Raw genomic sequence first — 25,555 nt, 5'->3', positions numbered from 1 at the left:
GTTTAAATTTGTATATGAGATATGATTGTGCTAAAATCCACATAAGTATGTGAAGATACGGGGCTTCTGCGCCCATTTCCGCAGTCCCCGCCCATCTAAAGGAGACATTATGAAGGGAATTATTCTTGCCGGTGGATCCGGTACGAGATTATATCCGCTGACCAAAGTAACCTCCAAGCAGTTACTTCCGATTTATGATAAGCCGATGATCTACTATCCGCTCAGCGTCCTTATGAACGCCGGCATCCGCGACATCCTGCTTATTTCGACACCGAACGACACCCCGCGTTTCGAGGACCTGCTCGGCGACGGCAGCCAGTTCGGCATCAACCTACAGTATAAGGTACAGCCATCCCCGGATGGACTCGCACAGGCCTTTATCCTGGGCGCAGACTTCATCGGTGACGATTCCGTCGCGATGATCCTCGGAGACAACATCTTCTCCGGCCACGGCTTCAAGAAGGCACTCCGCCAGGCCGCAGCGAAGGAATCCGGCGCAACCGTCTTCGGCTACTATGTCGATGATCCGGAGCGTTTCGGTATCGTCGCCTTCGACGAGAACGGAAAGGCCATCTCCATCGAGGAGAAGCCGGAGCACCCGAAGTCCAACTACTGTGTAACGGGTCTCTACTTCTATGATAACCGTGTCGTAGAGTACGCGAAGAATCTGAAGCCATCCGCACGTGGCGAGCTCGAGATCACCGACCTGAACCGCATCTACCTCGAGAATGGCGAGCTGGATGTGACACTGCTCGGACAGGGCTTCACCTGGCTCGACACCGGAACCCACGAGTCTCTCGTCGATGCGACGAACTTCGTCCGCACCATCGAGACCCACGAGCACCGGAAGATCGCCTGCCTCGAGGAGATCGCGTATCTCAACGGCTGGATCGGCCGCGATAAGGTCGAGGAAGCCTACGAGATGTATAAGAAGAACGAGTACGGCAAGTACCTGAAGGACGTGCTCGACGGCAAGTATGTCGATAAGATCACAGAGCAGAACGAGCTCGGTAAGTAATCATAGCTGAATGAGGATCTGAAATCAGCGATGATCATAACGGCCGTATCCGGTGCGAAGCGCCCGGACAGCCGTTGATCCAGGAAAGGAATGTACTATGAAATATATCGTAACCGGTGGCGCCGGCTTTATCGGCGGCAACTTCATGCACTTCGCAGTCAACACCTATCCAGAGGATATGTGGATCTGTCTCGATGCCCTGACCTATGCAGGTAACCTCGAGACCCTCGCACCGCTTGAGGGCAAGCCGAACTACAAGTTCGTCAAGGGTGACATCGCTGACCGCGAGTTCATCTTCAAGCTCTTCGAGGAGGAGAAGCCGGATGTCATCATCAACTTCGCTGCGGAGTCTCACGTAGACCGTTCCGTGACGAACCCGGACATCTTCCTTCAGACGAATGTCGGCGGTACCGTAACCCTGCTCGACGCCTGCAAGAAGTACGGCATCCAGCGTTACCATCAGGTTTCCACCGATGAGGTATATGGCGACCTGCCACTGGATCGTCCGGACCTCTTCTTCACCGAGGACAACAAGATCAAGGCATCTTCCCCGTACTCTGCATCGAAGGCAAGTGCAGATCTCTTCGTCATGGCGTACCACAGAACCTTCGGTATCCCGGTGACGATCTCACGCTGCTCGAACAACTACGGTCCGTATCACTTCCCGGAGAAGCTGATCCCGCTTGTCATCTCCAGAGCGCTCAATGATGAGAAGATCCCTGTATATGGCAACGGCGCAAACGTACGTGACTGGCTCTATGTAACCGATCACTGCAAGGCCATCGACCTGATCGTCCGGAAGGGTAAGCCAGGTGAGGTCTACAACATCGGCGGACACAATGAGCGCACGAACCTCGAGGTCGTGAAGACCATCCTGAAGGCGCTCGGCAAGCCGGAGTCGCTCATCGAGTATGTAAAGGACAGACCGGGCCACGATCTCCGCTATGCGATGGACCCGACGAAGATCGAGACCGAGCTCGGCTGGCAGCCGGAGTACACCTTCGATACCGGTATCCCTGTCACGATCGACTGGTATCTCAACAACAAGGAGTGGTGGGAGCACATCGTTTCCGGCGAGTACCAGAGCTACTTCGAGAAGATGTATGTACAGGGTAAGGGTCTTCAGTAAATAGCCGATTCATCCCTCGCATGTATATGTGAGGGATTTGCTTTTTTAAAGGCTGAAACTAAAACACGAAGATGCCATAGCGCCATCATGGCGTGGGATACGGTCTGTCAGGGCAGCCTGCAGGCGGTGGATGGCATACGAAAGAGGTTTTTTATGAACGTATTTGTAACAGGTGTCAATGGTCAGCTCGGTCACGATGTGATGAACGAACTCGCGAAACGCGGCTACGAGGGTGTCGGCACGGACATCCAGCCGGTGTACAGCGGTGTGATGGATGATTCGGCGGTGACCCGTATGCCGTATGTGCAGATGGATATCACGAATCGTGCCCAGGTTTCCTCCATCATTCGCGAGCTTCATCCGGATGTGATCGTGCACTGTGCGGCCTGGACCGCGGTTGACGCCGCAGAGGATGAGGCGAACCGTCCGAAGGTAAAGGCGATCAATGTTGACGGCGTGCAGAACATCGCCGATGCCGCGAAGCTCGTGGATGCGAAGATGATCTATATCTCCACCGACTACGTCTTCGACGGTCAGGGCGAGACCCCGTGGCAGCCGGACTGTAAGGATTATGCGCCGCTCAACTACTATGGTGAGACGAAGCTCGGCGGTGAGCAGGCTGTGGCCCGCACCCTCGAGAAGTATTTCATCGTCCGCATCGCCTGGGTCTTCGGCCTCAACGGAAAGAACTTCATCAAGACCATGCTGAACGTCGGAAAGACCCACGATACCGTACGCGTGGTCATGGATCAGATCGGCACACCGACCTATACACTGGACCTCGCACGACTGCTCGTGGACATGCTGGAGACCGAGAAATACGGCTACTACCACGCAACCAACGAGGGCGGCTATATCAGCTGGTATGATTTCACGAAGGAAATCTACCGTCAGGCCGGCTATACCACGAAGGTCGTGCCGGTGACCAGTGCTGAGTACGGCGCGAGCGTGGCGGCCCGTCCGTTTAACTCCCGCCTCGATAAGTCGAAGCTTCGTGAGGCCGGATTCACACCGCTCCCGACCTGGCAGGATGCGGTCGGACGGTATCTCGAGGCGCTGAAGAGCAGCGAAGCATAAAGGAGAAAACAATGGGAAAATATTTTGGAACCGATGGTTACCGTGGTGAGGCCAATGTCAATCTGACGGCCGACAGTGCCTTCCGTGTAGGCAAGTTCCTCGGATGGTACTATGGACAGCAGAGAAAAAACGGCGAGCACTGCCGTATCGTCATCGGTAAGGATACGAGACGTTCCAGCTATATGTTTGAATATGCGATCGCCGCAGGGATCACTGCGACCGGTGCAGATGCCTACCTTCTGCATGTGACGACGACCCCGTCCGTCGCCTATGTGGCCCGCTCGGAGGACTTCGACTGTGGCGTGATGATCTCCGCCTCTCATAATCCGTACTATGATAATGGCATCAAGGTCATCAACGGAAACGGCGAGAAGCTCGGTGATGATGTCATAAAGAAGATCGAGGATTACCTCGACGGTGTAACCCCGGAGGTGCCGCTCGCGACCCGTGCGGATATCGGACGCACCATCGACTTCGCGGCCGGCCGGAACCGCTACATCGGTTACCTCATCTCGCTGGCTACCCGCAGCTTCAAGGGAAAGAAGGTCGCCCTCGACTGCTCGAACGGCTCCGCTTCCTCGGTTGCGAAGTCCGTCTTCGACGCACTCGGCGCCGATACCCATGTCATCCACAACGAGCCGAACGGCACCAACATCAACGACAAGTGCGGATCGACGCACATCGAGTCGCTTCAGAAGTATGTTGTGGAGCAGGGCTGTGATGTCGGCTTCGCTTACGACGGTGATGCGGACCGCTGCCTCGCCGTCGATGAGGATGGCCGTGTCGTCAACGGCGACCAGATCATGTATGTCTGTGGCTGCTACATGAAGGAGCAGGGACAGCTGCAGGATAACACCATCGTGACCACCGTTATGTCGAACTTCGGACTTTATAAGGCGCTCGATGAGGTCGGCATCCGGTATGAAAAGACGAAGGTCGGCGACCGTTTCGTCTATGAAAACATGTCACAGAACGGCTTCTCCCTCGGTGGAGAGCAGTCCGGACACATCATCTTCCTGCGTCATGCGACGACCGGTGATGGTATCCTGACCTCCATCAAGGTGATGGAGACGATGCTTGCGAAGAAGCAGTCTCTGAAGCAGCTGGCGGCTCCGTTTGTCGTCTTCCCGCAGGTGCTGAAGAACGTGCGCGTCCTCGATAAGGAGAGTGCACAGAACAACCCGGCGGTGCAGAAGGCAGTACAGGAGGTGACCGAGGCCCTCGGAAACGATGGCCGTATCCTTATTCGTGCATCCGGTACCGAGCCACTCGTACGTGTCATGGTGGAGGCAGACACCGAGGAGAAGTGTGAGCGCTATGTCGATCAGGTTATCACAGTTATGAACAAAGAGGGGCTGGTCCTCACGGTTCAGTGACGCTATAATAAGAAATTATACAGATGTACGCACATATAACTGTGCGGCATATGTGATAGACTGAGACATAATAGAGAAGACTTTCAAGGAAAGGAAGCGGCAGCTATGTTAAATTACAAGCGTTACAGACGTTTTCCGGCGTTCAGATATCCGGAAAGAACCTGGATGGATAAGGAAATCACGGAGGCACCGATCTGGTGCTCCGTCGATCTACGTGATGGTAACCAGGCGCTGGTGGATCCGATGAGCGTAGAGGAGAAGATCGAGTTTTTCCAGATGCTTGTAAAGCTGGGCTTCAAGGAAATCGAGGTAGGCTTTCCTGCAGCATCCCAGATCGAGTATGACTTCCTACGTCAGCTGATCGAGAGGAAGATGATCCCGGACGATGTGACGGTACAGGTGCTGGTGCAGTGTCGTGCCGAGCAGCTCGAGCGTACCTTCGACTGCCTCGCCGGTCTCAAACAGGCTATCGTCCACATCTATAACTCTACTTCCGTCCTTCAGAGAGACGTGGTGTTCCATAAGAGTAAGGAAGAAATCATTGACATCGCCCTGACCGGTACCCAGCTCGTAAAGAAGTATGCCGCCGGCTTCCCGGGCCACATCCGCCTCGAGTATTCGCCGGAGTCCTTCACGGGCACCGAGATGGATTACGCGGCCGAGATCTGTAACGCCGTGCTCGACGCATGGGAGTGCGGTGAGGGCCGCGAGGTCATCATCAACCTGCCGTCCACGGTGGAGATGAATACGCCGAATGTCTATGCCGATCAGATCGAGTATATGTCGAAGCACCTCAAGTACCGTGAGCATGTGATCCTCTCCGTGCATCCACACAACGATCGTGGTGAGGGCGTCGCATCCACGGAGCTTGCGCTGCTCGCCGGCGCGGATCGTGTCGAGGGTACCCTCTTCGGAAACGGAGAGCGTACGGGCAATGTTGACATCCTGACGCTCGCCTATAACATGTTCTCGCAGGGCGTGGATCCGAAGCTTGCGCTCGAGGATATCAACAGCATCAAGGAAGTCTATGAGCGCTGCACGAAGATGACGATTCCACCGAGACAGCCGTATGCCGGTGCCCTGGTATTTACCGCGTTCTCCGGTTCGCACCAGGATGCCATCAACAAGGGCGTGCAGGCGATGCACGAGCGCCAGAGCACGATCTGGGAGGTTCCGTACCTGCCGATCGACCCGGCCGACATCGGTCGAAAGTACGAGCCGATCGTCCGTATCAACAGCCAGTCTGGCAAGGGCGGTGTCGCCTTCGTCATGGATGCGCAGTTCGGCTACAAGCTGCCGAAGGGCATGCAGCGTGAGTTCGCGGATTATATCCAGGCGCTGTCGGAGCAGGAGGGCGAGGTGTCACCACAGGAAATCTACGATATCTTCCAGGCAGAGTACGTCGAGACCAAGGAGCCGATTCACTTCAAGAACATCCGTACCACCGATACCGAGAACGGCGACGATACCTATACCACGATGGCACATGTGACCTATCTAAATCACGGCAGTATGCAGCACTTCGATGGTGTTGGTAACGGACCGATCGATGCGGTGATCGCCGGACTCGCCGAGGAGCTGAAGATCAACATCAAGGTCCTCGATTACCAGGAGCATGCGCTGGGCTCCGGCTCGAATGTAAAGGCGGTTTCCTACATCCACCTGCTGGATGTGAATACCGGAAAGACCAGCTATGGTGTCGGCTTAAGCTCCAACATCACACGTTCTTCGATCCGTGGTCTCTTCAGTGCGGTGAACCGCATGTTCTTCCCGGAGGAAGCAGAGGCGGCCGGAAAGAAGCGTGTCGAGCAGAAGAAGGCCGGACAGAATCCGCGGGATCTCTTCGGAAATTCATAAATAAACATGCCGGAAGAGGCTGTCGCAGAGCGACAGCCTCTTCTTTATTAGCTGAAATTACGTTATAATAGTGTGAATTATGCAATGATGCGCTGTCTGGCGCAGAAAGGCGACGACTATGAATATCGTGTATGCATCTGACGAGGGCTACTGCCAGCATATGGCAGTGTCCATCGTGTCTCTGATTGAACATAATAAAAGTGAGCAGCTGACCTTTCATATCCTGTCCGACGGGATCTCGATGGAGAAGGAGGATCAGCTTCGTGCTATGGTCCGTGGCTATGGAAAGAAGATCGCATTCTATCCGATCGAGCATCTGATGGAGGAGCTCCGGGGCCAGATCTATGGTCTCGACACGGGGCGCTTCCGCATCACGACGCTCGCGCGTCTTCTGATGGGCTCGATTCTGCCACGGATGGTGACGAAGGTGCTGTACCTCGACTGTGATACCGTGGTGCTGCGTTCGATCGCACCGCTCTATCGCCTGCGCCTCGAGGAGAACATGGCGGCGATGGCGGCGGAGCCGACCATCTATCCGGAGGTGAAGGAGAAGATCGGCCTCACGGAGGAGGATACCTACTTTAATGCCGGTATGCTGCTCATGAATCTGTCCGCATGGCGGCTCGAGGATATGGAGGCGAACTGCTTCGCCTACTATAATCAGATGGGCGGTCAGCTGCCGTTCAATGATCAGGATGTCCTGAATCATGTGCTGAAGGGACGGATCCGGCGTGTCGGCCAGACCTATGACTTCATCACGAATTACTACTACTTCCGCTATGAGACGCTCTGTGCGAAGTCAGCCTCCTTCGCCCGCGGTGAGTCGAAGGAGAGCTTCCATCTTGCGAAGCATCATCCGGTCATCGTGCACTTCGCTTCGGATGAGCGTCCGTGGAACCGTGGAAACCTCAACCACTATACGCGTGCCTACGATAAATACCTGAAGAAGACCCCGTTTGCCGGCGCTGCCCGTGTGAAGGGAAAGGAAGCCTACATGGCCCTCTACCATGCGATGAACATCGCGACCTTCCTGTGCCCGCAGGTACGCCAGTATATCTCAGACAGGTACTATCATGAACAGATTGAAAAATAAAAAGATACTCCTGATCATGCCGTTCTTCTATCACTATGAGGACGCGATCCGGGCGCATCTCGAGCGGGCCGGTGCAGAGGTCTGGCTCGTGGATACGAACATCCATGCCTACGGACTCGGAAAGAAGCTCGTCATGTTCTATACGAAGGCACTCCGCGACCAGCTGGTGTACCGCTACTATGAGCACGCACTCCGGGATGTGCCGGATACCCTCGACGAGGTCATGATCATCAAGGGTACCTGGATGACCGATGAGGTCCTGCATGCGCTGCAGGCGCGCTTCGCGTCGGCGGATTTCCGAATCTACCACTGGGACAGTGTCGCGACCTTCCCGGATCAGCTCCGCATCAACCGCTTCTTCACGAAGATCTATACCTTCGATCTGGTGGACGCTGCGCAGTACGGCTGGATCTACCGGCCGACCTTCTTCGAGGAGGAGATCTGTCATCCGTCGGAGGAGAAGCACTACGACTTCCTCCTCATCTGTTCGATGCATACGCGTCGGATGGAGGTGCTCCGGAAGCTGAAGGCGCTCGCGGAGAAGCAGCAGAAAACACTCTACAGCTACATCTATGTGCCGTGGCTCCAGTACATCCGGGAGACGCTGCTCCGGAATAATCCGCTCTACGAGGGCGCCCGGGATGCACTGCATTTCCAGCCGCTTCCGCAGGCGGAGACCTATGCGCTCTATCCGCACACCCGCTGCATCGTGGACTATACCTTCCCGCAGCAGAACGGCTTCAGCATGCGGACCTACGACGCCATGGGCTGCCACTGCAAGCTCCTCACGAACAACCCGCATGTGAAGGACGCGGATTTCTATGATCCACAGAACATCTATGTCTATGACCCGGATCACTTCGAGATCCCGGCGGATTTCCTGGACACCCCGTATCGGCCGCTGCCGGCAGAAGTCTATGATCGCTACCGGCTCGACGGCTTCCTGCAGGAGCTGTTCGGCTGAAGTGAGGCGGAGAGATATGCGTATATGACATACGTGGCGGCGAGCGAGGATGCTCCGTCGTAGACATTGACCACGTACAGCGATGAAACGAGAAACAGAAGGAGAGAAAAGACAGGATGGTCACGGTCCTTTTATGTACATATAACGGTGCGGCGTACGTCCGCGCGCAGCTTCAGTCGATCCTCGATCAGACGGTGCAGGACCTGCATGTGGTGGTGTCGGATGACGGCTCCACGGATGAGACGCCGGCGATCGTCGAGGCGATGGCGACCGCGCATCCGGGGCGCATCACGATCCTCCGGCAGGATCCGCCGACCGGCAGCGCAGAGCGGCACTTCCTGAAGCTTCTCGTGGAGCGGGCCTACGATGTGCCGGGCAGCACAGAGACCACGACGGTCGATGCAGATCCTGTGCAGCGCGACATAAATGATGCAGCGCCGGCACCGGAGCAGCGATCGGCGGACGGGACACGCGTTCGTGCCGACTATATCATGCTGTCCGACCAGGACGATGTGTGGCTTCCGGAAAAGGTCGAGAAGACGCTCGCACGTATGCAGGCGGACGAAGCGGCCTGCCGTACCGCCGGGGAGGCCAATGCTCCCATCCTGGTGCACTGCGATTCACGCATCGTCGACCGGGAACTCCGGGAGATCGCCCCGAGCTTCGTGGCCTACCAGAAGATGACGCCGTCCCGCTGTCAGCTCCAACAGCTGCTCGTGCAGAACAACGTCGTCGGCGGTGCCCTCATGATGAACCGTGCTCTGGCAGAGCGCATCACGGAGATTCCGGCGCACTGCGTCATGCATGATCAGTGGATCGCGCTCGTGGCGAGTGCTTTCGGACACATCGATTTCGTACCGGCGTCGCTCTATCTCTACCGACAGCACGGGGATAATGTCCTCGGCGCCGGGAAGGGCTCCCGCATCATGGAGATCCTCGGACGCTTCGGCCTCGGCCGGAAAGATGGAAAAACGAAGGCGGAGATGGATGCACACTCGCAGCGCGTGTACCGAGAGATGTTTCTCCAGGCGGAGAGCTTCCGGAGCTGCTTCGATGCAGAGCTCTCGGCGAAGCAGAAGCGGCTGCTCGACGAGTTCACCGCGATCCCGAAGCGGAGCCGGCTCGGGAAGATCCGTACGATCCTCCGCTATGGCTTTACCTATAATTTATTTCACAGGACGGTGGGCGAATGTCTCTTTATCCAGTAAATGACATCATGGTCTCGGTGTGTGTCGTGACCTACAACCATGGAAAGTATATCGGTACCTGCTTAGATCACATCCTCCGGCAGCGCCGGAAGTTCCGCATCGAGATCCTCATCCATGACGACGCCTCGACGGATGGGGCGCAGGACGTGATCCGGGCCTATCAGAAACGCTATCCGGACATCATCAAGCCGATTCTTCGGGTGGAGAATCAGTACAGCCAGGGCATCACGAACATCTCGGGTGCCTTTAATTTCCCGCGCGCGGTCGGAAAGTATGTCGCGCTGACGGACGGCGATGACTACTGGTGCGACGATTATAAGCTGCAGCGTCAGGTGGACTATATGGAGGCGCATCCGGAATGTGGCTTTACCTTCCACTCGGCGAAGGTGGTCACGGAGGATGGTGCCCTCGTGAACGGTGAGCTCATGCGTCCGTATCACACTTCCCGTGTGGTTAAACCGGCGGAGCTGGTGGATAAGGCCACCGGCAGTCCCTTCGCGAGCTTCCTCCTGCGACGTGAAATCGTCGAAAAACTGCCGGATTACTATGTGGACTGCCCGGTCGGCGACCGCCCGCTCGAGCTGATGGCGGCGGATTACGGGGACAGCTACTACTTCGATGAGCCGATGAGTGTGTACCGCTTCGGCATCCGCGGCTCCTGGACGGAAAACCAGATGAACGGGGACTATGTGGAGAAGCAGCGGAAATATGCTGCCGATATGTGGAAAATGTATCACCGCTTCGATGCGGAAACCGGTGGACGCTTCCACGAAGCCTGTGAACACGCGGGTCGGCGTGTGGAATTCCTGACCGCCGTCAATACACGAAACTTCGACGTGATCTATCGACCGGAAAATGCGGACTTCCTGCAGGAGCTGAGCCGACATGACCGCTTCTTCATCGACTTCGAGCATCGCTTCCCGAAACTGTATCATGGACTCCGCCGTCTGAAGAGCGGGGCTCCGAAGCAGATTGAAGAAAAGGGAAGCGTATAAACATAGAAAGGGCTGCCCGTCCCGCACAGTACTGCGCGGAATGGGCAGCATTCGGTATTTTATGACAGAGAATTCACTGAAATCAAAGGTGGTGCAGGGGCTCTTCTGGAAGGTGCTCGAGCAGGGCGGCTCCCAGGGCATCCAGTTCATCGTCGCCCTCGTGCTCGCGCGTCTCATGACGCCGGAGGAGTACGGTACGATCAGCCTGATCACCATCTTCATCACCATCGCGAACACCCTCGTGCAGTCCGGCTTCGCGACCGCCCTCGTGCAGGGAAAGGAGGTCGAGGACGAGGATTACTCCTCCGTCTTCTGGATCTCGATGCTGCTGTCGGTCGTGTTGTACATCGCCCTCTTCCTCGGTGCACCGTGGATCGCCGCCTACTTCCGTACACCGGTCCTCGAGGCCCTCGTCCGGGTGATGGGCGTCGTGCTCTTCCCGGGGGCCGTGGTCTCGATTCAGACCGCCTTCGTCTCCCGGAACCTGCGCTTCCGTCAGCTCTTCCAGTCGACGATGGTCGCCGTCGTGATCTCCGGCGTCGTCTCGATCGCACTTGCGATGCGGAGCTTCGGTGTCTGGGCGATGGCAGCGCAGCAGATCGTCTACTACTTCGCACTGATGCTGGTGCTGTTTGTGACGATCCGCTGGTATCCGCGCATCCTGATCCGGACAGAACGTCTCCGGAAGCTCTTCACCTTCGGCTGGAAGATCCTCGTATCCGGTCTTCTCGATACCCTCTGGCAGAACATCTACGGCCTCATCATCGGCCGGAAATATACGAGCGCTGATCTCGGGGCATATAACCGCGGGGAGCAGTTCCCGAAGATCATCTCGACGAACCTCGCGACCGCCATCCAGTCCGTGCTCCTGCCGGCCTACAGTAAGAAGCAGGACGACCCGGACACGCTGCAGCGCATGGCACGCCGCTCGATCCGACTCAGCGCCTTCGTGCTTTTTCCGATGATGGCAGGCCTCGCGGCGGTAGCGGAGCCGCTGGTGACCCTGCTTCTCACGGAGAAGTGGCTGGTGGCTGCCCCGTACCTCATACTGCTCGCGGTGAGCTATGCGACCTATCCGATCCACATCATCAACCTGCAGGTCATGAACGCGATGGGACGCTCGGATCTCTTCCTGAAGCTCGAGATCATAAAAAAAGCACTCGGGATCGTGATCCTGGTGCTTAGTTTACCGCTCGGCATCTGGCCGATGCTTCTGTTTAAGGTGGTGGATGAGTATCTCTGCACCTTCATCAACGCCTGGCCGAATCGTGCGCTGATCGGCTACGGACCGCTCCGTCAGTGGGCCGATGTCCTGCCGAGTGCATGGATCTCCGCCGTGATGGGCGTCGTGGTCTACCTCCTGCATCGACTGCCGCTCGGGATGCTCCCGATGCTGCTTGTTCAGATGCTGGTCGGCGTGATCGTCTATCTGCTGCTGTCGCTCCTCTTTAACCGCGAGCCCCTGCAGTATATTTACGGCCTAGCTGCAGGACGTACGCCAGCGTCTGATAGATAAGAGAACACTCGATCGAGAGGTATCGCAGAAGCGGGACCTCTTTTGATTTGGCCTTTTCAAGCTGCTTTCGGGTGCGGATCCCCTCGAGGAGCCCTGCGGCATACTCCTTTCCGAAGCCTTTTCGGAGGAAAAAGAGCTGCTTCACGAGGAAACCGAGGAGAAGCGGGAGGGCGTTCACGAGGAGCATGAGCGGCGGCATGTTCTTATAGAGAAGATACACGGAGTTCCGTGCGCTGAGGCGTACCTTGAACGCGTTATACTTCGAGCCGCTCGTGCCGGAGCCGACATGCTCCACCACGGCCGTAGGGCAGTAGAGGATGCGGTAGCCATAGAGCTGTGCGCGGTAGGAGACATCGATATCCTCGAGGTAGGCGAAGTGATGCTCGTCGAAGAGACCGACCGTACGGAAGAGTGCGGTGCGGTACATCGCCGCACCGGCGCAGGCCGAGAATACGACGGCTTCCCGGTTCCAGACCGGCTTCTCGGCACACTCGCCGAGGCCATGCTGGAACTGCCAGCCGAGGAGGGTATAGGCATCGCCGGCGTCATCGATCTCGTGCGGATCATGCATCTTCACCATCTTACTGGAGAGGGCGAAGACACGACCCTTCGGATCCTGATCCATGCGCTTCTCGAGGGCCTCGATGAAGTCTGGGCGGACCTTCGTATCGTTGTTGAGCAGCAGCGTGAATTCGTAGTGCTCCTCGAGCGCCTGTCGGATGCCCTGGTTGACCGCACCGGAGAAACCGAGGTTCGCGTCGTTCAGAAGCAGCTTCCGTCGTGTTGGATCCTCCGCCTGCCACGTGCGGAGCCAGGTGATATCCTCTCCGCCGGAAGCATTGTCGATCACCAGGGTCGTAAAATCCCTCACCGTCTGGCGGGACAGCGCCTCCATGCAGTCCGGCAGGAAGCGAAGACCGTTGTAGTTCGGAATCACGACCAGGGTACGGCTCGTGTTGTGTGTGGTTTCAGATGTCGGCATAGACAGATACCTCGATTCAGATGATGGACAGGATCAGAAAACGGCAGTTACAGTTCAGGTCTCCCCCCCACTACCTGAACTGTTACAAGCGTCATGAAAACAGATGTGGACAACACACCGGAGGGTGTGACGTTTTCATGACGCTCCTGCTAAAAGTCATATCATTATAGCATAGAAGAAACACGAATACAGGGATTCTTTTGCCATTACGGATATTTGCCGCCCCCCCCTTGCTTCTCGCCGGAAGTTTGAGGCTGGTCCTCATTCGCCCCATACTGCTATGTTACATCTCTATCCAATATGTTTTGATTTTGAAATTACTGGATATGTTTTTTGGCTGCAATAATCGAAATCGATTGTAAAGTATCCACTCTTAGACGATTTCAAAAATACTGGATACGAAAAGCCTTATTTCATAAGTGGAATTCGGGCTCGAGTATCCAGTATTTTAAAAAAGAAGTTATATTGGATATCTGCTTAAAGAAATGCTTCTATGAAGCTCAAAATATATATCCATTATTTGAAAAACCGAGGGAAAATGGATAGTACGCTTATATGCGTATGTCTGATTTCGCGGAAAAGTATCCAATAAGTGCCTTATTTCAAAATTATGGATATTTTAGCTCTGTGCACAAAAATGATAAACGATGTTGAAAATATCCACGATTTCAAAATCAACCAGTTATTGGATAGTACCATCAATCTTTGTCTAATTTACCTGGCTGGACTGTTACTCTGCGCCGGGGCAATTTGACTAAAAAGCCACGCTGGTGTTGACAGACGGATGAAATTCCAGAAATCAGCATTGCCCATGTTGCCAGATGACCTGGTTATCGTAAATAACGACAGGCTGCCCCACGATCGGTTTTCACCGTTCGTGGGGCAGCCTGCGTTTTGAATCCAGATCAACTGAGTTTTCTTATCGGGTATTTTTCCAGCGTGCGCCGATGCGGTCGAGGATCCATCCGGCGAGGACGGAGACGGCGAGGGGCACTAGGGTGTAGAGCATCCAGTAGTGCTCGGACAGTGGTGACGGGTAGCCGCTCAGGTCCATCGCCGGGTTTCGGAAGTACAGCTTTCGGAGAAACATGTCGAGCATCTTGAAGACGAAGATGTGAAAGGCCATGACGTCGAAGCTGTGGCGACCGATGTAGGCGAGGGCTTCGCCGATTTTTGGTGGCAGCTTCTCGATCAGCAGCGTCAGCATCAGGGTGAAGACGGTGCCGATGGCGGTGCCGACGAAGAACCAAGCCCCGTGCACACTGCGGGCAGAGAGGTCGAACCAGATGCCGCTTTTCACGAAGAGCTTCAGTGCGATGAAGCTCACGACGAGCAGTCCGAGGGCGAGCGGTCCGCGGATCTTCGTCGCGAAGTCACCGGCATACTTCCGGAGGAAGTAGCCCTCGGCGAAGAGCGGCAGTACGAAGAACGAAAGCTCGAAGCCATAGAACAGGCGGATGCCCTGCCCGATGAAGTAGTAGCCGATGCCCATGCCGAGAAGTGCACAGAGCACGATGATTCCATCCTTCATGCGTCCAATGCACCGCGCCAGCCACACCACGCCGCCGAAGAGCGCCGCGCCGAGGATCCATACCGGCACGAACCACATCGGTCCGGCGAGAAGCTCGGGGGACTGGAAGATCATCCCGTGAAAAAGGGAGGTCAGCATCTCGGGAAGTGCGTAGTGCACATCCGTCCCCGGAGCCATCAGGCCGTGCTTCACCATGTAGTTATGCGTGAGCGCGAGGAAAATGCTGTAGACCGTATAGCGTGGCCAGGCACCCTCGATGCGCTTCTGCAGGAAGGTGAAGGGCTGGTCACCGTACTTCATCTCGTTATACAGGAAGCCGGTCACGAAGAAGAACAGCTCGAGATGGAAAAGGTACACGAAGGCACCGCCATGTCCGGTATGACCGAAGACGATCATGATGATGGCGAGGCCCTTGAAGATATCCCAGTAGAGGCTTCGTCCGGTGGTCTTCATGCGTTTTTCTCCTCCATACACGTTTCTGCATGTCTGCTCGACGAGGATGCTGTATCCTGAGCTCGCGTTGCGCGATCACATCCGCACCCCTCTGCCGACGCTTCCGTCCGTTCATCCCGCGCATCCTTGTCGCGGAGGGCGAGCTCCTGCACGAGCTTCCGAATCTTATCCTCCAAGGTGCTGATCCGCATGCTCATCGAGAACATCCGCATCAGCAGGATGAAGATCATGAAGAGGAAGAGGAAGTTTGCCGTGGAGTAGATGCCAAGCAGACGTGCCAGGGTATCCGGCACGACCGGGAACAGGGCGAAGACGACAAACATCATCGCGAGGAGGATCCAGAAAATGGAGTCCTCGATCGTAAGCTTCGCCTTCTGTATTCGTTTGAGAACCGTCGCGAGTGTGCCGATCGAGACTACGACCAGTACCACGCGGAAGAGGGGGGTCATCATCGCGTTTCTTCCTTTCATACTATGCCGAACGCCGACGCACGAAGGCACGGTCACGGCAGGTTTTCACTTTATCTGTTCTTTCGGTCGCCGCTGTGATCGCCGTTTTCCTCGATGCATCTGCCTGCATACGCCCAGTAGCGCGGGTTCATCGTGCAGCTGAGCACCATCCGGCGAGACAGCTTCCGGTAGTTGCGGCCCATGCGGAAGCCGAGGTACTTGCAGCCTGATTTCCAGACGAGGTTCGGTACGGTGAAGAGGCGGCCATGACGGAGGAGGTCCTTTGCATTGCCGAGCACCAGCTTCACGCCCTCGCCTTCCGAGCGAAGCCCCGCGAAGATCTCCGGGTGATCCGCCTGCGACACGCCGAGGTCGAAGTTCCGGTGGAACTGCTGGCAGCCGCTGTAGTGATGCGCATGGTAAACCTCCGCCGAGGCCTCGTATGCACTCGCGTAGCCCGCCTGCAGCAGCTTCCCGCAGTAGATCATATCCTCGTTAAAAATCGTATGATCGATGAAGCCGCCGAGCCGGTCGAAGATGTCGCGGCGGTACATGCAGCAGACGTTTGACTCGAAGTAGGTCTTGATACCCAGCCGCGCGATGTCCTGCTGCGTCTTCACGAAGGACTGCGCCGGGTAGTTGAACTGCCGCGCATACTGCTCGTCATAGGAGCTCTCCTGCGTCGCGAGCTGCCGGCCATAGACCGCACCGATCGGGCCGCGGGCTGCCTTTCCGTGTCCAATGTCTCCATCGGCATACCCGTCCGCAGTGTCTGTTTCTCCCAAAAGCGCCGTGTCATCCGCAGATGCAGGCACCGGTGCCGCGTCCTTATACGGGTCCGTCTCGAAGACACGCACCAGCCTCTCGACGAGGGTGGTATCCTTCGGTACTGCGTCCTCGGTCATCATGAGAAAAAGCTCTGCATCCGACTTCGACACGCCGAGGTTCCGGCTCGCGCCGTGATCGAACTGATCCTTCCGGATATGCGTCACCGAGATGCGTGCATCCTCCGGAATCAGCGCCGGATCGAGGAGTGATTTTTCGGTATTGATGATGATGATGTTCTGTATCGGGTAGCTCTGCCGGAGAAGCAGCTCCAGCAGCTTCCGAAGCTTCTGATCCGGCTTATAGCTCGGGATGATGACATCCACACTGTACATGTCGTTTCCTCATTTGATTAAATATTTTTCATCCTCCGAAGTGTGACGGAGACGAAGAGGCTGAACAGCACCAGCAGCACGCCCATCAGCAGTACATAGCTGATGGCACCGCCGAGCATGCCCCGGGCCGCCACCATGCGGTCGGCGCTCACGAAGGCGAGTACCGTCGTGAGGAGATAGCACAGGAAGATCCGGCGCTGCTCGCGCACCGTCACGAGAATATAGTACATCACATTGGCCATCGCATAAAGCGCGCCGCCGAGAATGATCAGCAGGAAGGACGGGAAGGCCGGCACGAGACGACCGGTCGCACTCGCTCCGAGGATGAGCTCGAAGATGCCGAGGCCCCAGCGGCCGAGAAGCAGTGTCGCCGCGAGGATGCCGAGGCTGAGAAACATGACCGCCCGCACCATGACCCGGACGGAGGCGCAGAAGCCCTCCGTATCCCGCGCCGTAAACTGATCTGCCAGACGTGTAAGCATTGGCCGGATCAGAAAGTTCGCCAGCAGATAGATGAAGGAGGTGGGCATAAACAGGATGTTAAAAAAGCCGGAATCTGCGTTCGACATCTGACGATCGATCGCGTACTTCGACGCGGAGAAGATGTAGAAGTCGAGGAATACGCCGAAAAACAGGAGGCTCGTGCTGCGGAGAAGTGTTCCGGCATGCGTCCAGGAGAACTGTGTATCGAGCTGTCCCTTCGGGCAGGCACGCAGCACGCGGATCGCGAAGGCCCAGGTGCCGAAGAGCTGCATGAGATCGGCGAGCAGGACGCTCGTAAGCAGACTGCCACTCAGGAGGAGGCTGCCGAGCAGGGTCACGACCGAGAGGCTCGTACGGAAGGCGAGCGACTGGCCGCTGCGGTACAGCAGGTTCTGGCGCTGCAGCTCCGACTCATAGACATCTGCATAGCCGTCGATGATCTTATACAGGGCGAGCAGCAGGAGGATGAGCGCCTTATGCAGGCTGTACTGTCCTGTGCCGAGCTGGACGCCGAGAAAGAGGAGACTTCCGAGGACCGCGAGCAGTGAGGTCAGGCGGCGGGTGCCGAGGTAATCACCGAAACTGTATTCCGGTGTCCGGTCCGTGATATGAAACGGGCGGATGCCGAAGTAGGCGACGATAAACATCTGCTGCCCCAGGGTGGAGAAGCCGAAACCAAAAATACCGCCCTCGTCGTCCCCGGCGATCCGGATGACGGCAAAGGCGAGCACGATGGAGGCCAGCGCGTAGAGAAGACTGCCGACGGCGTTCCACAGAAAATCCTTTTTCTGATTGTTTTCGTTATTCATAGCTTTCTCTTTTTCGTGCGCCCTGCACCAGCAGGATCGACACCAGCATGCGCGCCATGTAGCGGGCTGCGGTGAGCGGACGCAGGTAGGATTCACCAGACAGACGAGCGTTGATTTGGATCGGTGCCTCCGTGATGCGCGCACCATTTTTCATGAGATAGGAAATCGTATCCGGCTCCGGGCCGTAGTTCATACGGTAGGCAAAGCAGGAGATCATCCGGCGGCTGTACATCCGGAGTCCGCAGGTCGGGTCCGTCACATGGACACCGGTCGTGAGCCGGATCGCGCCGGTGATCAGGCGGGAACCGATCTCCCGCATGCTGCCGCCCTTCTTCTGGTCGAGAAAACGGGAGCCGAGGACGATATCGTAGTCCCCCTCCTGCATCTTCTCGTAGAGTGCGCGGATGTCCTCGGCACGGTGCTGACCATCGCCGTCAAACTGTACCGCATAGCGGTAGCCACGACGTGCCGCGTACTGCATTCCGGTCTGAAAGCAGCCCGCGAGGCCGAGGTTCGTCGGCAGTGCGACATAGTTATAGTGCTTCTCCTCGCAGAGTGCGATCGTGCCATCGGTCGAGCCATCCGATACGATCAGATAATCCATCGGAAAGTCCTGCGTCTCGATGTTCTCGATGACCCGCGGGAGGTTCCCGGCTTCGTTGTACGCCGGGATGATAAGTAGTACATCATTCATACGTTAAACACTTCTGCCATCACTGGCAAGCCACGCCCTGACTGTGGGCGATGGAGATCACATCCTGAATTCCTGATATTTTCTGGTCATGAAGCCCGTCACCGGTTTCTCTTCTCCACTGATTTCACCACCGTCGAAAATCGCGAGATGCATGTGCACCGCCGGTACCTCCGCGAGCTCCGTGAAAGCGACACCACCCGCGAAACGCGGGTTACACTCGATGAAATAGTAGATGCCGGAGCCCTCGCCCCGGATGAACTCGAAGTTCACACAGCCGAGAATCTCCGCCCGCGCTGCGATCGCGCGGCAGGTTGCCTCCAGTACCGGATCCTCAAACACGCGTACCGAAAGACCTGCGCCGTTCGGTGTACGCAGCAGCTCCTCACGCGGAACGGCGGTACAGTGACCGGCGGCATCACGAATCACATCCACGGTGATGACATGTCCTTTAATCATCGGTTGCACGAGATAGTGCTCGAGGCTGGTATCCTCAAGCTTCGTCGGGTCCATAATACTCGAAAACGCGAAGCCGAGCTGATCCTCCTGGTAGATGCGGTAGAGCCCACTGGAGCTGCGGCCATCGACCGGCTTCAGGATGATCGGATAGCTGACCGTCTCGAAATCGATCTCCGAGGCACGCTCGGTCGGAATCGTCCGAACCGCTGTCCGAATCTCCTCCGGGCTCTCGTCGAGCACCCCGTCCACGAGCGTCTTCATCTCGAATTTATCACGCAGGATACGGATGCTCTTCTCCGGCGACATACAGATCCGGCAGTCCCCGGTCTCGATCTCCGCACGATGCCGATTCAATGCATCGACCTCCACATCGATGAGCGGCAGGATACGGCTGACCTGCTCCCGGGTGCAGATGTCCCGGATAAAGTCGATGTACTTCTCCTCCTCACTCGCATACGGTGCCTGATAAAAGGCGTCCACCATGAGGGAGGCCGCCACCCAGTCTGCTTCATATATATCCGTGCCGATGATGCGCCAGCCCTCCTGACGCAGTGTCCGGATCACCGTATCGGCACTGAAGGAGCCGATCGCCGTGACCAGGGCGGTACGCTGTGTTGTATTCATACGATCACCTTTCTCACCGCGAGGCTCCCCCGCGGTATCTATCTACAGAGCCCTGCGTGCCGTGGTTCCGATCATGTATCTCAGGTCAATGTCGGAGATCCGGCCACATCATCATGCAGCGGCAGTGGCTCTCTATCCGAGGATGATGCTGCAGATCCGGTCCACATCCTCGAGTGCGAGATCCGGATACATCGGCAGGGTCAGGATCTCCTGGCTCACCAGCAGTGCATGTGGTGTATCCTTCACATCATAGTGATCCTGGTAACAACTGTAGGCATTGATGCAAGGATAGAAGTACTTCCGGGCACGGATATTTTCCGCCTTCAGACGGTCGAAAATCTCGTCCCGCGTGTACGTATAGTCATGGAAGCGTACCGGCATATAGGCATAGTTCGATTTTACGTTCGACGGAATCTCCGGGAAAGTGATGCCCGGAACATCCGCGAGATGCGCGCGGTAGCGCTCGAACACGAGCTTCCGCTTCGCGATGTACTCGTCCACATGACGCAGATTGCAGAGGCCCATCGCCGCCGCAAACTCGTTCATCTTTCCGTTGCCGCCGACCGACGCGACCTCCTCCTGCCCGAGGATACCGAAGTTTTTCAGCTCGTAGAGCTTCTCCATCAGCGCTGGATCCGGTTTTCCGGTCGTGACGGCGCCACCCTCGATGGAATTAAAGACCTTCGTCGCATGGAAGGAAAACATCGAGGCATCACCGAAGGTGCCGACCCCCTGTCCGTCCAGCTCCTCGCCGAAGGTATGGGCGGCATCATAGATGACCTTCAGATGATGGCGGTCCGCAATCTTCTGAATCCGGTGAACATCGCAGATGTTTCCATAGACATGCACCGGCACGATCGCGCTGGTGCGCTCGGTGATCAGGGACTCAAGCTGATCGACATCGATCGTATAGTCCCGCATGTTGATATCACAGAAGACCGGCGTGAGGCCGTTCCGCACGATTGCATGGGTCGTGGAGGCGAAGGAAAACGGTGTCGTGATGACCTCGCCATGGAGGTCCATCGCCTGCAGCAGAAACTCCAGCGCACTGTGTCCGTTCACGAAGAGCTGCACGGATCCGACCTTCAGATAGTCCTGAAGCTTCGCCCGAAGCGTCTCGTGGTACTCGCCCATATTGGTAAGCCACGCTGTGTCCCAGATATGCTGCAGCAGCTCCTCGTACTCGGAAAGCGGCGGCAGACTGGCGCGCGTGACGTTGATGATTTTTGAATCACTCATGATTTTTTCTCCTGCCGCTTCTGCGGCTTCGCCGATGTAAAAATTACGAATTTCCTACGAAATTTCGACATTCTGACGAACTCGTTACGATTCTATAATATTGCATTTAAAATGTAAACCCGGGGTGGAAAGCGCTCGGCTTTTGTGTTATCTTTTAGGCAGAAAATTTAACCATTTTAAATCTTGGAGGATTTAATGTATGAGTATGAAGCGTACACTTGCGATCGTGGCCGCTGTCGCTATGATGATGGCACAGCCGCTGACCACCCTCGCTGCCACACCGGGCGATAACCTGACCCCGCAGTTCGAGATCCATGACGCGGGCACCACGGCCACGGTGGATTTCTCAAATCAGACCAGCGGCACGACGACCGCTCCGGCCGCTACACAGGCACCGGTAAGCACCGTCGTTCCTGCTGGTACCACCGCACCGGGCACGGTGCTGCCGGATGCTGCACAGACCACAACCGATGCGGCTGCTGCAACCACCGGTATGACCGCCAGCACCGGAAATAAGATCCTGCCGAAGATCAATCCGGTCGTGGAGACGATCCGTCCATACATGACGGTCGACAGCACGGGTGACATGCAGGCGGATCCGGTACTCAACCTGATCCCGCTCGCCACCTATTTCATCAAGGATGCGAACGGCAACCGTATCGACTGGGCAACCACCGTACAGAACGAGTCCTTCGCCTATGCACCGAACGGCTTCACCAGCTTCTCTCTGGAGCACGCCGGCATCGCCCGCTGGTACTACAGAACCTATAACGCTACTGCCGGCTGGGGTCCATGGGCCACATCGAAGGAAAACACACCGAACCAGGGTGTCGTATCTGCGATGCAGCTCCGTGTAAAGGGTAACTCTCATAAGTATGGCACCCTGTACTACAGAGCCGTCCTGAACGACGGTACCGTCACCGACTGGGCACGTGAGGGCCAGGCCGTCGGTGTTGTCGGTGATTCGAACCGCTACATCTGCGCGATCAAGCTCGCGTACTGGCGCAAGGACGTTCAGTTCCCATATGAGACCACCAAGCCGCTGGACAATGCAAACAACGAGGGTGTCATCATCACCTCGGAGGGCGCACGCTACATCACCGGTGATGGCCGTGCCTATACCGGCTGGGGCTTCGATGAGGATTCGAACCAGTACTACTTCGTCGATGGTGTCGCGGTCACCGGCTGGCATGCCGTCGATGGCTACAACATCTACTTCGATGAGAAGGGTGTCGCACTGAAGGATCTCTCCGGCGTCATGGGTGCACAGTCCAGCTACGCGATCCGCATCAACAAGGCGACCAGAACCGCCTATGTCATGACGAAGGATGAAAGCGGCAACTTCACCATCCCGTATAAGACCCTGATGGTCACCGTCGGTACGGATACACCGCTCGGCTCCTTCAAGATCTACGCGAAGTACAGATGGCACTTCATGCATAAGGGCTGCTACTGCCAGTTCCTGAGCCGCTTTAACGGACCGTACCTGCTCCACTCGCTGCTCTACAGCTCACCGGATCACAACACGCTCGACGCCATCAACTATAACTACATGGACGACGCGGTTTCCGGTGGATGCATCCGTCTGAAGGCCGTCGACTGTGCATGGATCTACAACAACTGTGGAAACGGCACACCAGTCATCATCTACAACGATATGTGGGATAAGGGCCCGATCGAGAAGGATGCCATCGAGCAGCCGATCCCGAGAGAGCAGACCTACGATCCGACCGATCCGGTTGTAACCGCACAGCAGGATGCTGCTGCACGCGCCGCGGAAGAGCAGGCCGTGAAGGAAGCAGAATCCGCTGCCGCAGCCGGTCAGGGCGAACCACAGTAAACCAGATTTCCGATTCAATAGTATAAATAACGCAGTCTGCCCCACGAACGGTGTTCACCGATCGTGGGGCAGACTCTTTTTTACTTTAGTGTTTCATATAAGAAGACCATGCACGGCATGGTGAAGATCGAGAGCAGGGTCGTGAGGACGTAGAGCGAGCTTGCGTAGGCGGCGTCGCGGTCATACAGCTGGGCCATTGAGGTGATGGTGGCACAGGCCGGCGTGATGGATGGCAGGAAGACGGTGAGCAGGATGGCGTCGGCATGTGGTATCTGCGCGAGATCGAGAAACGGCTTCATAAGAAGCAGTGCGAGGAGCGGATAAACCATGAGGCGCAGCACGACGGTCACATAGTTGTGCCGTGTCAGTACGATGCGCTTCAGTGGCGTTTCGGCGATCGTCATGCCGGCGAGGATCATGCCGGTCGGACCGATCATGTTGTTCATCATCACGAGGACATCCTGGACACTGCCCGGCAATTCGATGTGCAGAAGGAAGAGGATGACACCGATGAGGATCGAGAGGATGTTTACGTTCAGCAGCACCTTTTTCCAGTCGATTTTCTTTTCCTCACAGAGCAGGAACTTGCCATGGCTCCAGAGGAGGATGAGCTGGATCGCCACGAAGGCACTGCAGTAGATGACGTACTCCTGTCCGAGAAGCACCTGCACCAGCGGGATGACGAGGATGCCGGCGTTCGGATAGATGCAGCTCGCCTGCTCGATGGCGTTCAGGTGCAGCAGCTTCCGCAGTGGGATCGTGATGACGAGAAACAGGATATGAACTGCAACCGCGGCCACGCAGGCCAGCGCGAGTCCCTTCTGCACCTCCGGCGTCGCCTCCACCTGGAAGGCGTTGATGATGACACAGGGCATGATGAGATAGACGAGCACGACCGACAGCGCTTTACTGTCGGAGGCCTTTAAAAGACCGAGCTTCACGATGGCGTAGCCCATCAGCATGATGGCAAACAGCTTCAGAATCTGAAGCGCAAGTAATAGACTGATCTGCATGATATGTTCCTTTCGTGCATCGATGAGGATGCACATGATGTAGTGGCTTATCCGATGCCGATGTATGGACGTGCAGCTGAGTGCAGACCATGAATCCTGATTTTCGGCATCATCTGATGTACCGTTCTATCACATTGCGAGGCGCGCGGTGATTTTTTTTACGATTTTATCCTGAAGCTTCCCTATGCTCTGCTCATAGAGCCAGGATGTGAGGAAGAGGGCCGCGAAGCTCACCACCGTGAGGATCACGAATACCTTCGAGTAGGAGATGCGATTCACGAGACGGAGGTAGAGATGGAGTGACAGACTCGCGATGAGCGGGAAGTGTACGAGGTATACCGCGAAGTTCATCGGCGCGACACGCTTCAGTGGGGCCCACTCGAGTGCACGTTGGAGCGGCGGGCAGTTCATGACACCGACGATGAGGCTGAAGCTGAACAGCATGACCCAGTAGGCGCTCCAGATAAACACTGGGGCGATCGCCGGACAGTGTGCACGGAAAAACGGATACAGTACGCGCTGCAGGCCACCGGCATCCAGGGCGATCGGGAGCAGCACGAGCAGCAGGAAGAAGAAGCGGAGCAGGGGGTGCCCGTCTTTTTCGTGCTGTGTAAGCCACGCCTTCAGTGCGTCATCCAGCTTTCGGAGGATGAGCCCCATCAACACGAGATGCACATGGAAGAAGTTCGGCTCCGGCAGATGGAAAAAGCTGTAAACGAAGACCGCAAGGCAGCTGAACTGAAAGAGGCGGAGCGGAAGCTTCTGCTCCAATGCGTTATACAGGTAGATGATGCAGGTGCCGAGCAGAATGTACTTCATCATCCAGAGCGGACCGTTCAGATCCCCGTCCAGGGTGACGGTGGCGCGGAGCAGCTCCGGGATCGTCGGTGCATGCGTGTAGTAGGTCGCGAGCCAGGCGTTGTGCAGCAGTGCACTTGCCTCCGCCGTCGGATAGCCCACGGTATAGTACAGGATAAACGCGACGAGATTGATGAAGAAAAACGGCACCACGAAGCGAAGATAGCGCGCCAGCAGCTGCGGCAGCAGATGCTGCGCCCTCGTCCGTTTGAACGACGCGAGATAACCGGACAGGATACAGAAACCATACAGCGCGAGGCTCGAATCCAGCAGCACCGACAGCGGATACGTAAACAGCCGCTCGAGCTCCTGCCGCAGCGCCGGTCGCGGATCACACAGCGTCCAGAACACCCCTGCCAGATGCGCCCAGAAAATCATCAGACAGAAAATATATTTTAAAGAATCAAGATAGTATAAACGCTTCGATGAAGTTCCCATAGTATTTCCCTGCGGATACGGTTCACAGGATTCGGAGGACCATCAGCAGAAGCACAGTACTCCGAGCTCGGAAGACTCTAAGTCGGGGTCCCCTAAGCGGCACTAGGCCCTCTGCAATCACCGGGTTTTCTTTATGAAAACCCGGCGTTGCAGAGGGTGCTAAGGAAAAATTACTCCAAGTGCCGCTAAGGGAACCCGACTTGATTCTTCACGACCTCTCCGTATGGCTTCTGCTGGTGGTCCATCCGATATCCTGCTTCAATTGTTACCCGTAATCTTTCTGTGTATTTACC

The 25,555-nt window shown here is 56.5% G+C and carries 21 protein-coding genes; 11 read left to right on the top strand and 10 right to left on the bottom strand.

Annotated elements, in window-relative coordinates; all coding sequences use genetic code 11:
• Positions 1–109: 109 nt before the first annotated feature.
• From rfbA to ACTNC3_RS03760, 10 genes are all read left to right on the top strand, one after another.
• Positions 110–1,018 (top strand): glucose-1-phosphate thymidylyltransferase RfbA, encoded by a 909-nt coding sequence (rfbA, locus tag ACTNC3_RS03805; protein ID WP_441226511.1) that lies wholly within the window; start codon positions 110–112, stop codon positions 1,016–1,018.
• 97 nt (positions 1,019–1,115) lie between these two features.
• Entirely contained in the window at positions 1,116–2,147 is a 1,032-nt protein-coding gene (gene rfbB / locus ACTNC3_RS03800; RefSeq protein ID WP_410042863.1) for a dTDP-glucose 4,6-dehydratase, read from the top strand.
• 153 nt (positions 2,148–2,300) lie between these two features.
• Positions 2,301–3,224 (top strand): dTDP-4-dehydrorhamnose reductase, encoded by a 924-nt coding sequence (gene rfbD / locus ACTNC3_RS03795; protein WP_441226510.1) that lies wholly within the window; start codon positions 2,301–2,303, stop codon positions 3,222–3,224.
• An 11-nt stretch (positions 3,225–3,235) separates the two neighbouring features.
• A complete protein-coding gene (gene glmM, locus ACTNC3_RS03790) occupies positions 3,236–4,600 on the top strand; it encodes a phosphoglucosamine mutase (protein ID WP_441226509.1) in 1,365 nt (454 codons plus the stop codon).
• Between the two features lie 105 nt (positions 4,601–4,705).
• Positions 4,706–6,457, top strand: a complete 1,752-nt coding sequence (gene leuA, locus ACTNC3_RS03785) for a 2-isopropylmalate synthase (protein ID WP_441226508.1) — start codon at positions 4,706–4,708, stop codon at positions 6,455–6,457.
• Between the two features lie 118 nt (positions 6,458–6,575).
• Positions 6,576–7,550 carry a glycosyltransferase family 8 protein gene (locus ACTNC3_RS03780; protein WP_410042867.1) on the top strand — a complete coding sequence of 325 codons (975 nt, stop codon included), beginning with the start codon at positions 6,576–6,578 and terminating at the stop codon, positions 7,548–7,550.
• Positions 7,531–8,514, top strand: a complete 984-nt coding sequence (locus ACTNC3_RS03775) for a hypothetical protein (protein ID WP_441226507.1) — start codon at positions 7,531–7,533, stop codon at positions 8,512–8,514. Before ACTNC3_RS03780 ends, ACTNC3_RS03775 begins: the two co-directional genes overlap by 20 nt.
• A gap of 116 nt (positions 8,515–8,630) precedes the next feature.
• Positions 8,631–9,722, top strand: a complete 1,092-nt coding sequence (locus ACTNC3_RS03770; RefSeq protein WP_441226506.1) for a glycosyltransferase family 2 protein — start codon at positions 8,631–8,633, stop codon at positions 9,720–9,722.
• Positions 9,704–10,717 carry a glycosyltransferase gene (locus ACTNC3_RS03765; protein WP_410042870.1) on the top strand — a complete coding sequence of 338 codons (1,014 nt, stop codon included), beginning with the start codon at positions 9,704–9,706 and terminating at the stop codon, positions 10,715–10,717. Before ACTNC3_RS03770 ends, ACTNC3_RS03765 begins: the two co-directional genes overlap by 19 nt.
• A gap of 61 nt (positions 10,718–10,778) precedes the next feature.
• The gene (locus ACTNC3_RS03760; RefSeq protein WP_441226505.1) at positions 10,779–12,233 is read left to right on the top strand and encodes a lipopolysaccharide biosynthesis protein; all 1,455 of its coding nucleotides are present in this window, start codon (positions 10,779–10,781) and stop codon (positions 12,231–12,233) included.
• Here ACTNC3_RS03760 and ACTNC3_RS03755 read toward each other — a convergent pair.
• From ACTNC3_RS03755 to ACTNC3_RS03720, 8 genes are all read right to left on the bottom strand, one after another.
• Positions 12,166–13,215, bottom strand: a complete 1,050-nt coding sequence (locus ACTNC3_RS03755) for a glycosyltransferase family 2 protein (RefSeq protein WP_441226504.1) — start codon at positions 13,213–13,215, stop codon at positions 12,166–12,168. The genes ACTNC3_RS03760 and ACTNC3_RS03755 overlap by 68 nt on opposite strands.
• A gap of 919 nt (positions 13,216–14,134) precedes the next feature.
• Positions 14,135–15,199: an acyltransferase family protein gene (locus tag ACTNC3_RS03750; protein WP_441226503.1), complete on the bottom strand. Its 1,065-nt coding sequence runs from the start codon at positions 15,197–15,199 to the stop codon at positions 14,135–14,137.
• Positions 15,196–15,651: a DUF2304 domain-containing protein gene (locus ACTNC3_RS03745; RefSeq protein ID WP_441226502.1), complete on the bottom strand. Its 456-nt coding sequence runs from the start codon at positions 15,649–15,651 to the stop codon at positions 15,196–15,198. The genes ACTNC3_RS03750 and ACTNC3_RS03745 overlap by 4 nt, the downstream gene beginning before the upstream one ends.
• 68 nt (positions 15,652–15,719) lie before the next feature.
• Positions 15,720–16,808 carry a glycosyltransferase family 2 protein gene (locus ACTNC3_RS03740; protein WP_441226501.1) on the bottom strand — a complete coding sequence of 363 codons (1,089 nt, stop codon included), beginning with the start codon at positions 16,806–16,808 and terminating at the stop codon, positions 15,720–15,722.
• A gap of 17 nt (positions 16,809–16,825) precedes the next feature.
• A complete protein-coding gene (locus ACTNC3_RS03735) occupies positions 16,826–18,100 on the bottom strand; it encodes a lipopolysaccharide biosynthesis protein (protein WP_441226500.1) in 1,275 nt (424 codons plus the stop codon).
• Positions 18,093–18,794, bottom strand: a complete 702-nt coding sequence (locus tag ACTNC3_RS03730; protein WP_410042877.1) for a glycosyltransferase family 2 protein — start codon at positions 18,792–18,794, stop codon at positions 18,093–18,095. The genes ACTNC3_RS03735 and ACTNC3_RS03730 overlap by 8 nt, the downstream gene beginning before the upstream one ends.
• A gap of 57 nt (positions 18,795–18,851) precedes the next feature.
• On the bottom strand, positions 18,852–19,874 hold the full coding sequence (locus ACTNC3_RS03725) for an ATP-grasp domain-containing protein (RefSeq protein WP_410042878.1): 1,023 nt from the start codon (positions 19,872–19,874) through the stop codon (positions 18,852–18,854).
• A 132-nt stretch (positions 19,875–20,006) separates the two neighbouring features.
• On the bottom strand, positions 20,007–21,113 hold the full coding sequence (locus ACTNC3_RS03720) for a DegT/DnrJ/EryC1/StrS family aminotransferase (RefSeq protein WP_441226499.1): 1,107 nt from the start codon (positions 21,111–21,113) through the stop codon (positions 20,007–20,009).
• A 199-nt stretch (positions 21,114–21,312) separates the two neighbouring features.
• Here ACTNC3_RS03720 and ACTNC3_RS03715 point away from each other — a divergent pair, with 199 nt between their 5' ends.
• Complete coding sequence (locus ACTNC3_RS03715) at positions 21,313–22,953, top strand: L,D-transpeptidase (RefSeq protein ID WP_410042880.1); 1,641 nt, start codon at positions 21,313–21,315, stop codon at positions 22,951–22,953.
• 80 nt (positions 22,954–23,033) lie between these two features.
• On the opposite strand, the gene ACTNC3_RS03710 is transcribed toward ACTNC3_RS03715, so the two are convergent.
• Together ACTNC3_RS03710 and ACTNC3_RS03705 are read right to left on the bottom strand one after the other, a co-directional pair.
• Entirely contained in the window at positions 23,034–23,966 is a 933-nt protein-coding gene (locus ACTNC3_RS03710) for an AEC family transporter (RefSeq protein WP_441226498.1), read from the bottom strand.
• 129 nt (positions 23,967–24,095) lie between these two features.
• On the bottom strand, positions 24,096–25,262 hold the full coding sequence (locus ACTNC3_RS03705) for an acyltransferase family protein (RefSeq protein WP_441226497.1): 1,167 nt from the start codon (positions 25,260–25,262) through the stop codon (positions 24,096–24,098).
• Positions 25,263–25,555: the final 293 nt, after the last annotated feature.

It is taken from the genome of Oribacterium sp. HCP3S3_B9 (assembly GCF_052064255.1).
Classification (GTDB): domain Bacteria; phylum Bacillota; class Clostridia; order Lachnospirales; family Lachnospiraceae; genus Oribacterium.
This window is presented reverse-complemented; position numbering and strand designations above follow the sequence as displayed.

What these genes read in the sequence shown, in the direction of transcription:
- ACTNC3_RS03780 (WP_410042867.1), top strand. Translation starts at nt 6,576, where the DNA reads ATGAATATCGTGTATGCATCTGACGAGGGCTACTGCCAGCATATGGCA.
- rfbB (WP_410042863.1), top strand. Translation starts at nt 1,116, where the DNA reads ATGAAATATATCGTAACCGGTGGCGCCGGCTTTATCGGCGGCAACTTC.
- glmM (WP_441226509.1), top strand. Translation starts at nt 3,236, where the DNA reads ATGGGAAAATATTTTGGAACCGATGGTTACCGTGGTGAGGCCAATGTC.
- rfbD (WP_441226510.1), top strand. Translation starts at nt 2,301, where the DNA reads ATGAACGTATTTGTAACAGGTGTCAATGGTCAGCTCGGTCACGATGTG.
- ACTNC3_RS03705 (WP_441226497.1), bottom strand. Translation starts at nt 25,262, where the DNA reads ATGGGAACTTCATCGAAGCGTTTATACTATCTTGATTCTTTAAAATAT.
- ACTNC3_RS03710 (WP_441226498.1), bottom strand. Translation starts at nt 23,966, where the DNA reads ATGCAGATCAGTCTATTACTTGCGCTTCAGATTCTGAAGCTGTTTGCC.
- ACTNC3_RS03755 (WP_441226504.1), bottom strand. Translation starts at nt 13,215, where the DNA reads ATGCCGACATCTGAAACCACACACAACACGAGCCGTACCCTGGTCGTG.
- ACTNC3_RS03750 (WP_441226503.1), bottom strand. Translation starts at nt 15,199, where the DNA reads ATGAAGACCACCGGACGAAGCCTCTACTGGGATATCTTCAAGGGCCTC.
- ACTNC3_RS03770 (WP_441226506.1), top strand. Translation starts at nt 8,631, where the DNA reads ATGGTCACGGTCCTTTTATGTACATATAACGGTGCGGCGTACGTCCGC.
- ACTNC3_RS03735 (WP_441226500.1), bottom strand. Translation starts at nt 18,100, where the DNA reads ATGAATAACGAAAACAATCAGAAAAAGGATTTTCTGTGGAACGCCGTC.
- leuA (WP_441226508.1), top strand. Translation starts at nt 4,706, where the DNA reads ATGTTAAATTACAAGCGTTACAGACGTTTTCCGGCGTTCAGATATCCG.
- ACTNC3_RS03760 (WP_441226505.1), top strand. Translation starts at nt 10,779, where the DNA reads ATGACAGAGAATTCACTGAAATCAAAGGTGGTGCAGGGGCTCTTCTGG.
- ACTNC3_RS03775 (WP_441226507.1), top strand. Translation starts at nt 7,531, where the DNA reads ATGAACAGATTGAAAAATAAAAAGATACTCCTGATCATGCCGTTCTTC.
- ACTNC3_RS03725 (WP_410042878.1), bottom strand. Translation starts at nt 19,874, where the DNA reads ATGAATACAACACAGCGTACCGCCCTGGTCACGGCGATCGGCTCCTTC.
- rfbA (WP_441226511.1), top strand. Translation starts at nt 110, where the DNA reads ATGAAGGGAATTATTCTTGCCGGTGGATCCGGTACGAGATTATATCCG.
- ACTNC3_RS03730 (WP_410042877.1), bottom strand. Translation starts at nt 18,794, where the DNA reads ATGAATGATGTACTACTTATCATCCCGGCGTACAACGAAGCCGGGAAC.
- ACTNC3_RS03745 (WP_441226502.1), bottom strand. Translation starts at nt 15,651, where the DNA reads ATGATGACCCCCCTCTTCCGCGTGGTACTGGTCGTAGTCTCGATCGGC.
- ACTNC3_RS03715 (WP_410042880.1), top strand. Translation starts at nt 21,313, where the DNA reads ATGAGTATGAAGCGTACACTTGCGATCGTGGCCGCTGTCGCTATGATG.
- ACTNC3_RS03720 (WP_441226499.1), bottom strand. Translation starts at nt 21,113, where the DNA reads ATGAGTGATTCAAAAATCATCAACGTCACGCGCGCCAGTCTGCCGCCG.
- ACTNC3_RS03740 (WP_441226501.1), bottom strand. Translation starts at nt 16,808, where the DNA reads ATGTACAGTGTGGATGTCATCATCCCGAGCTATAAGCCGGATCAGAAG.
- ACTNC3_RS03765 (WP_410042870.1), top strand. Translation starts at nt 9,704, where the DNA reads ATGTCTCTTTATCCAGTAAATGACATCATGGTCTCGGTGTGTGTCGTG.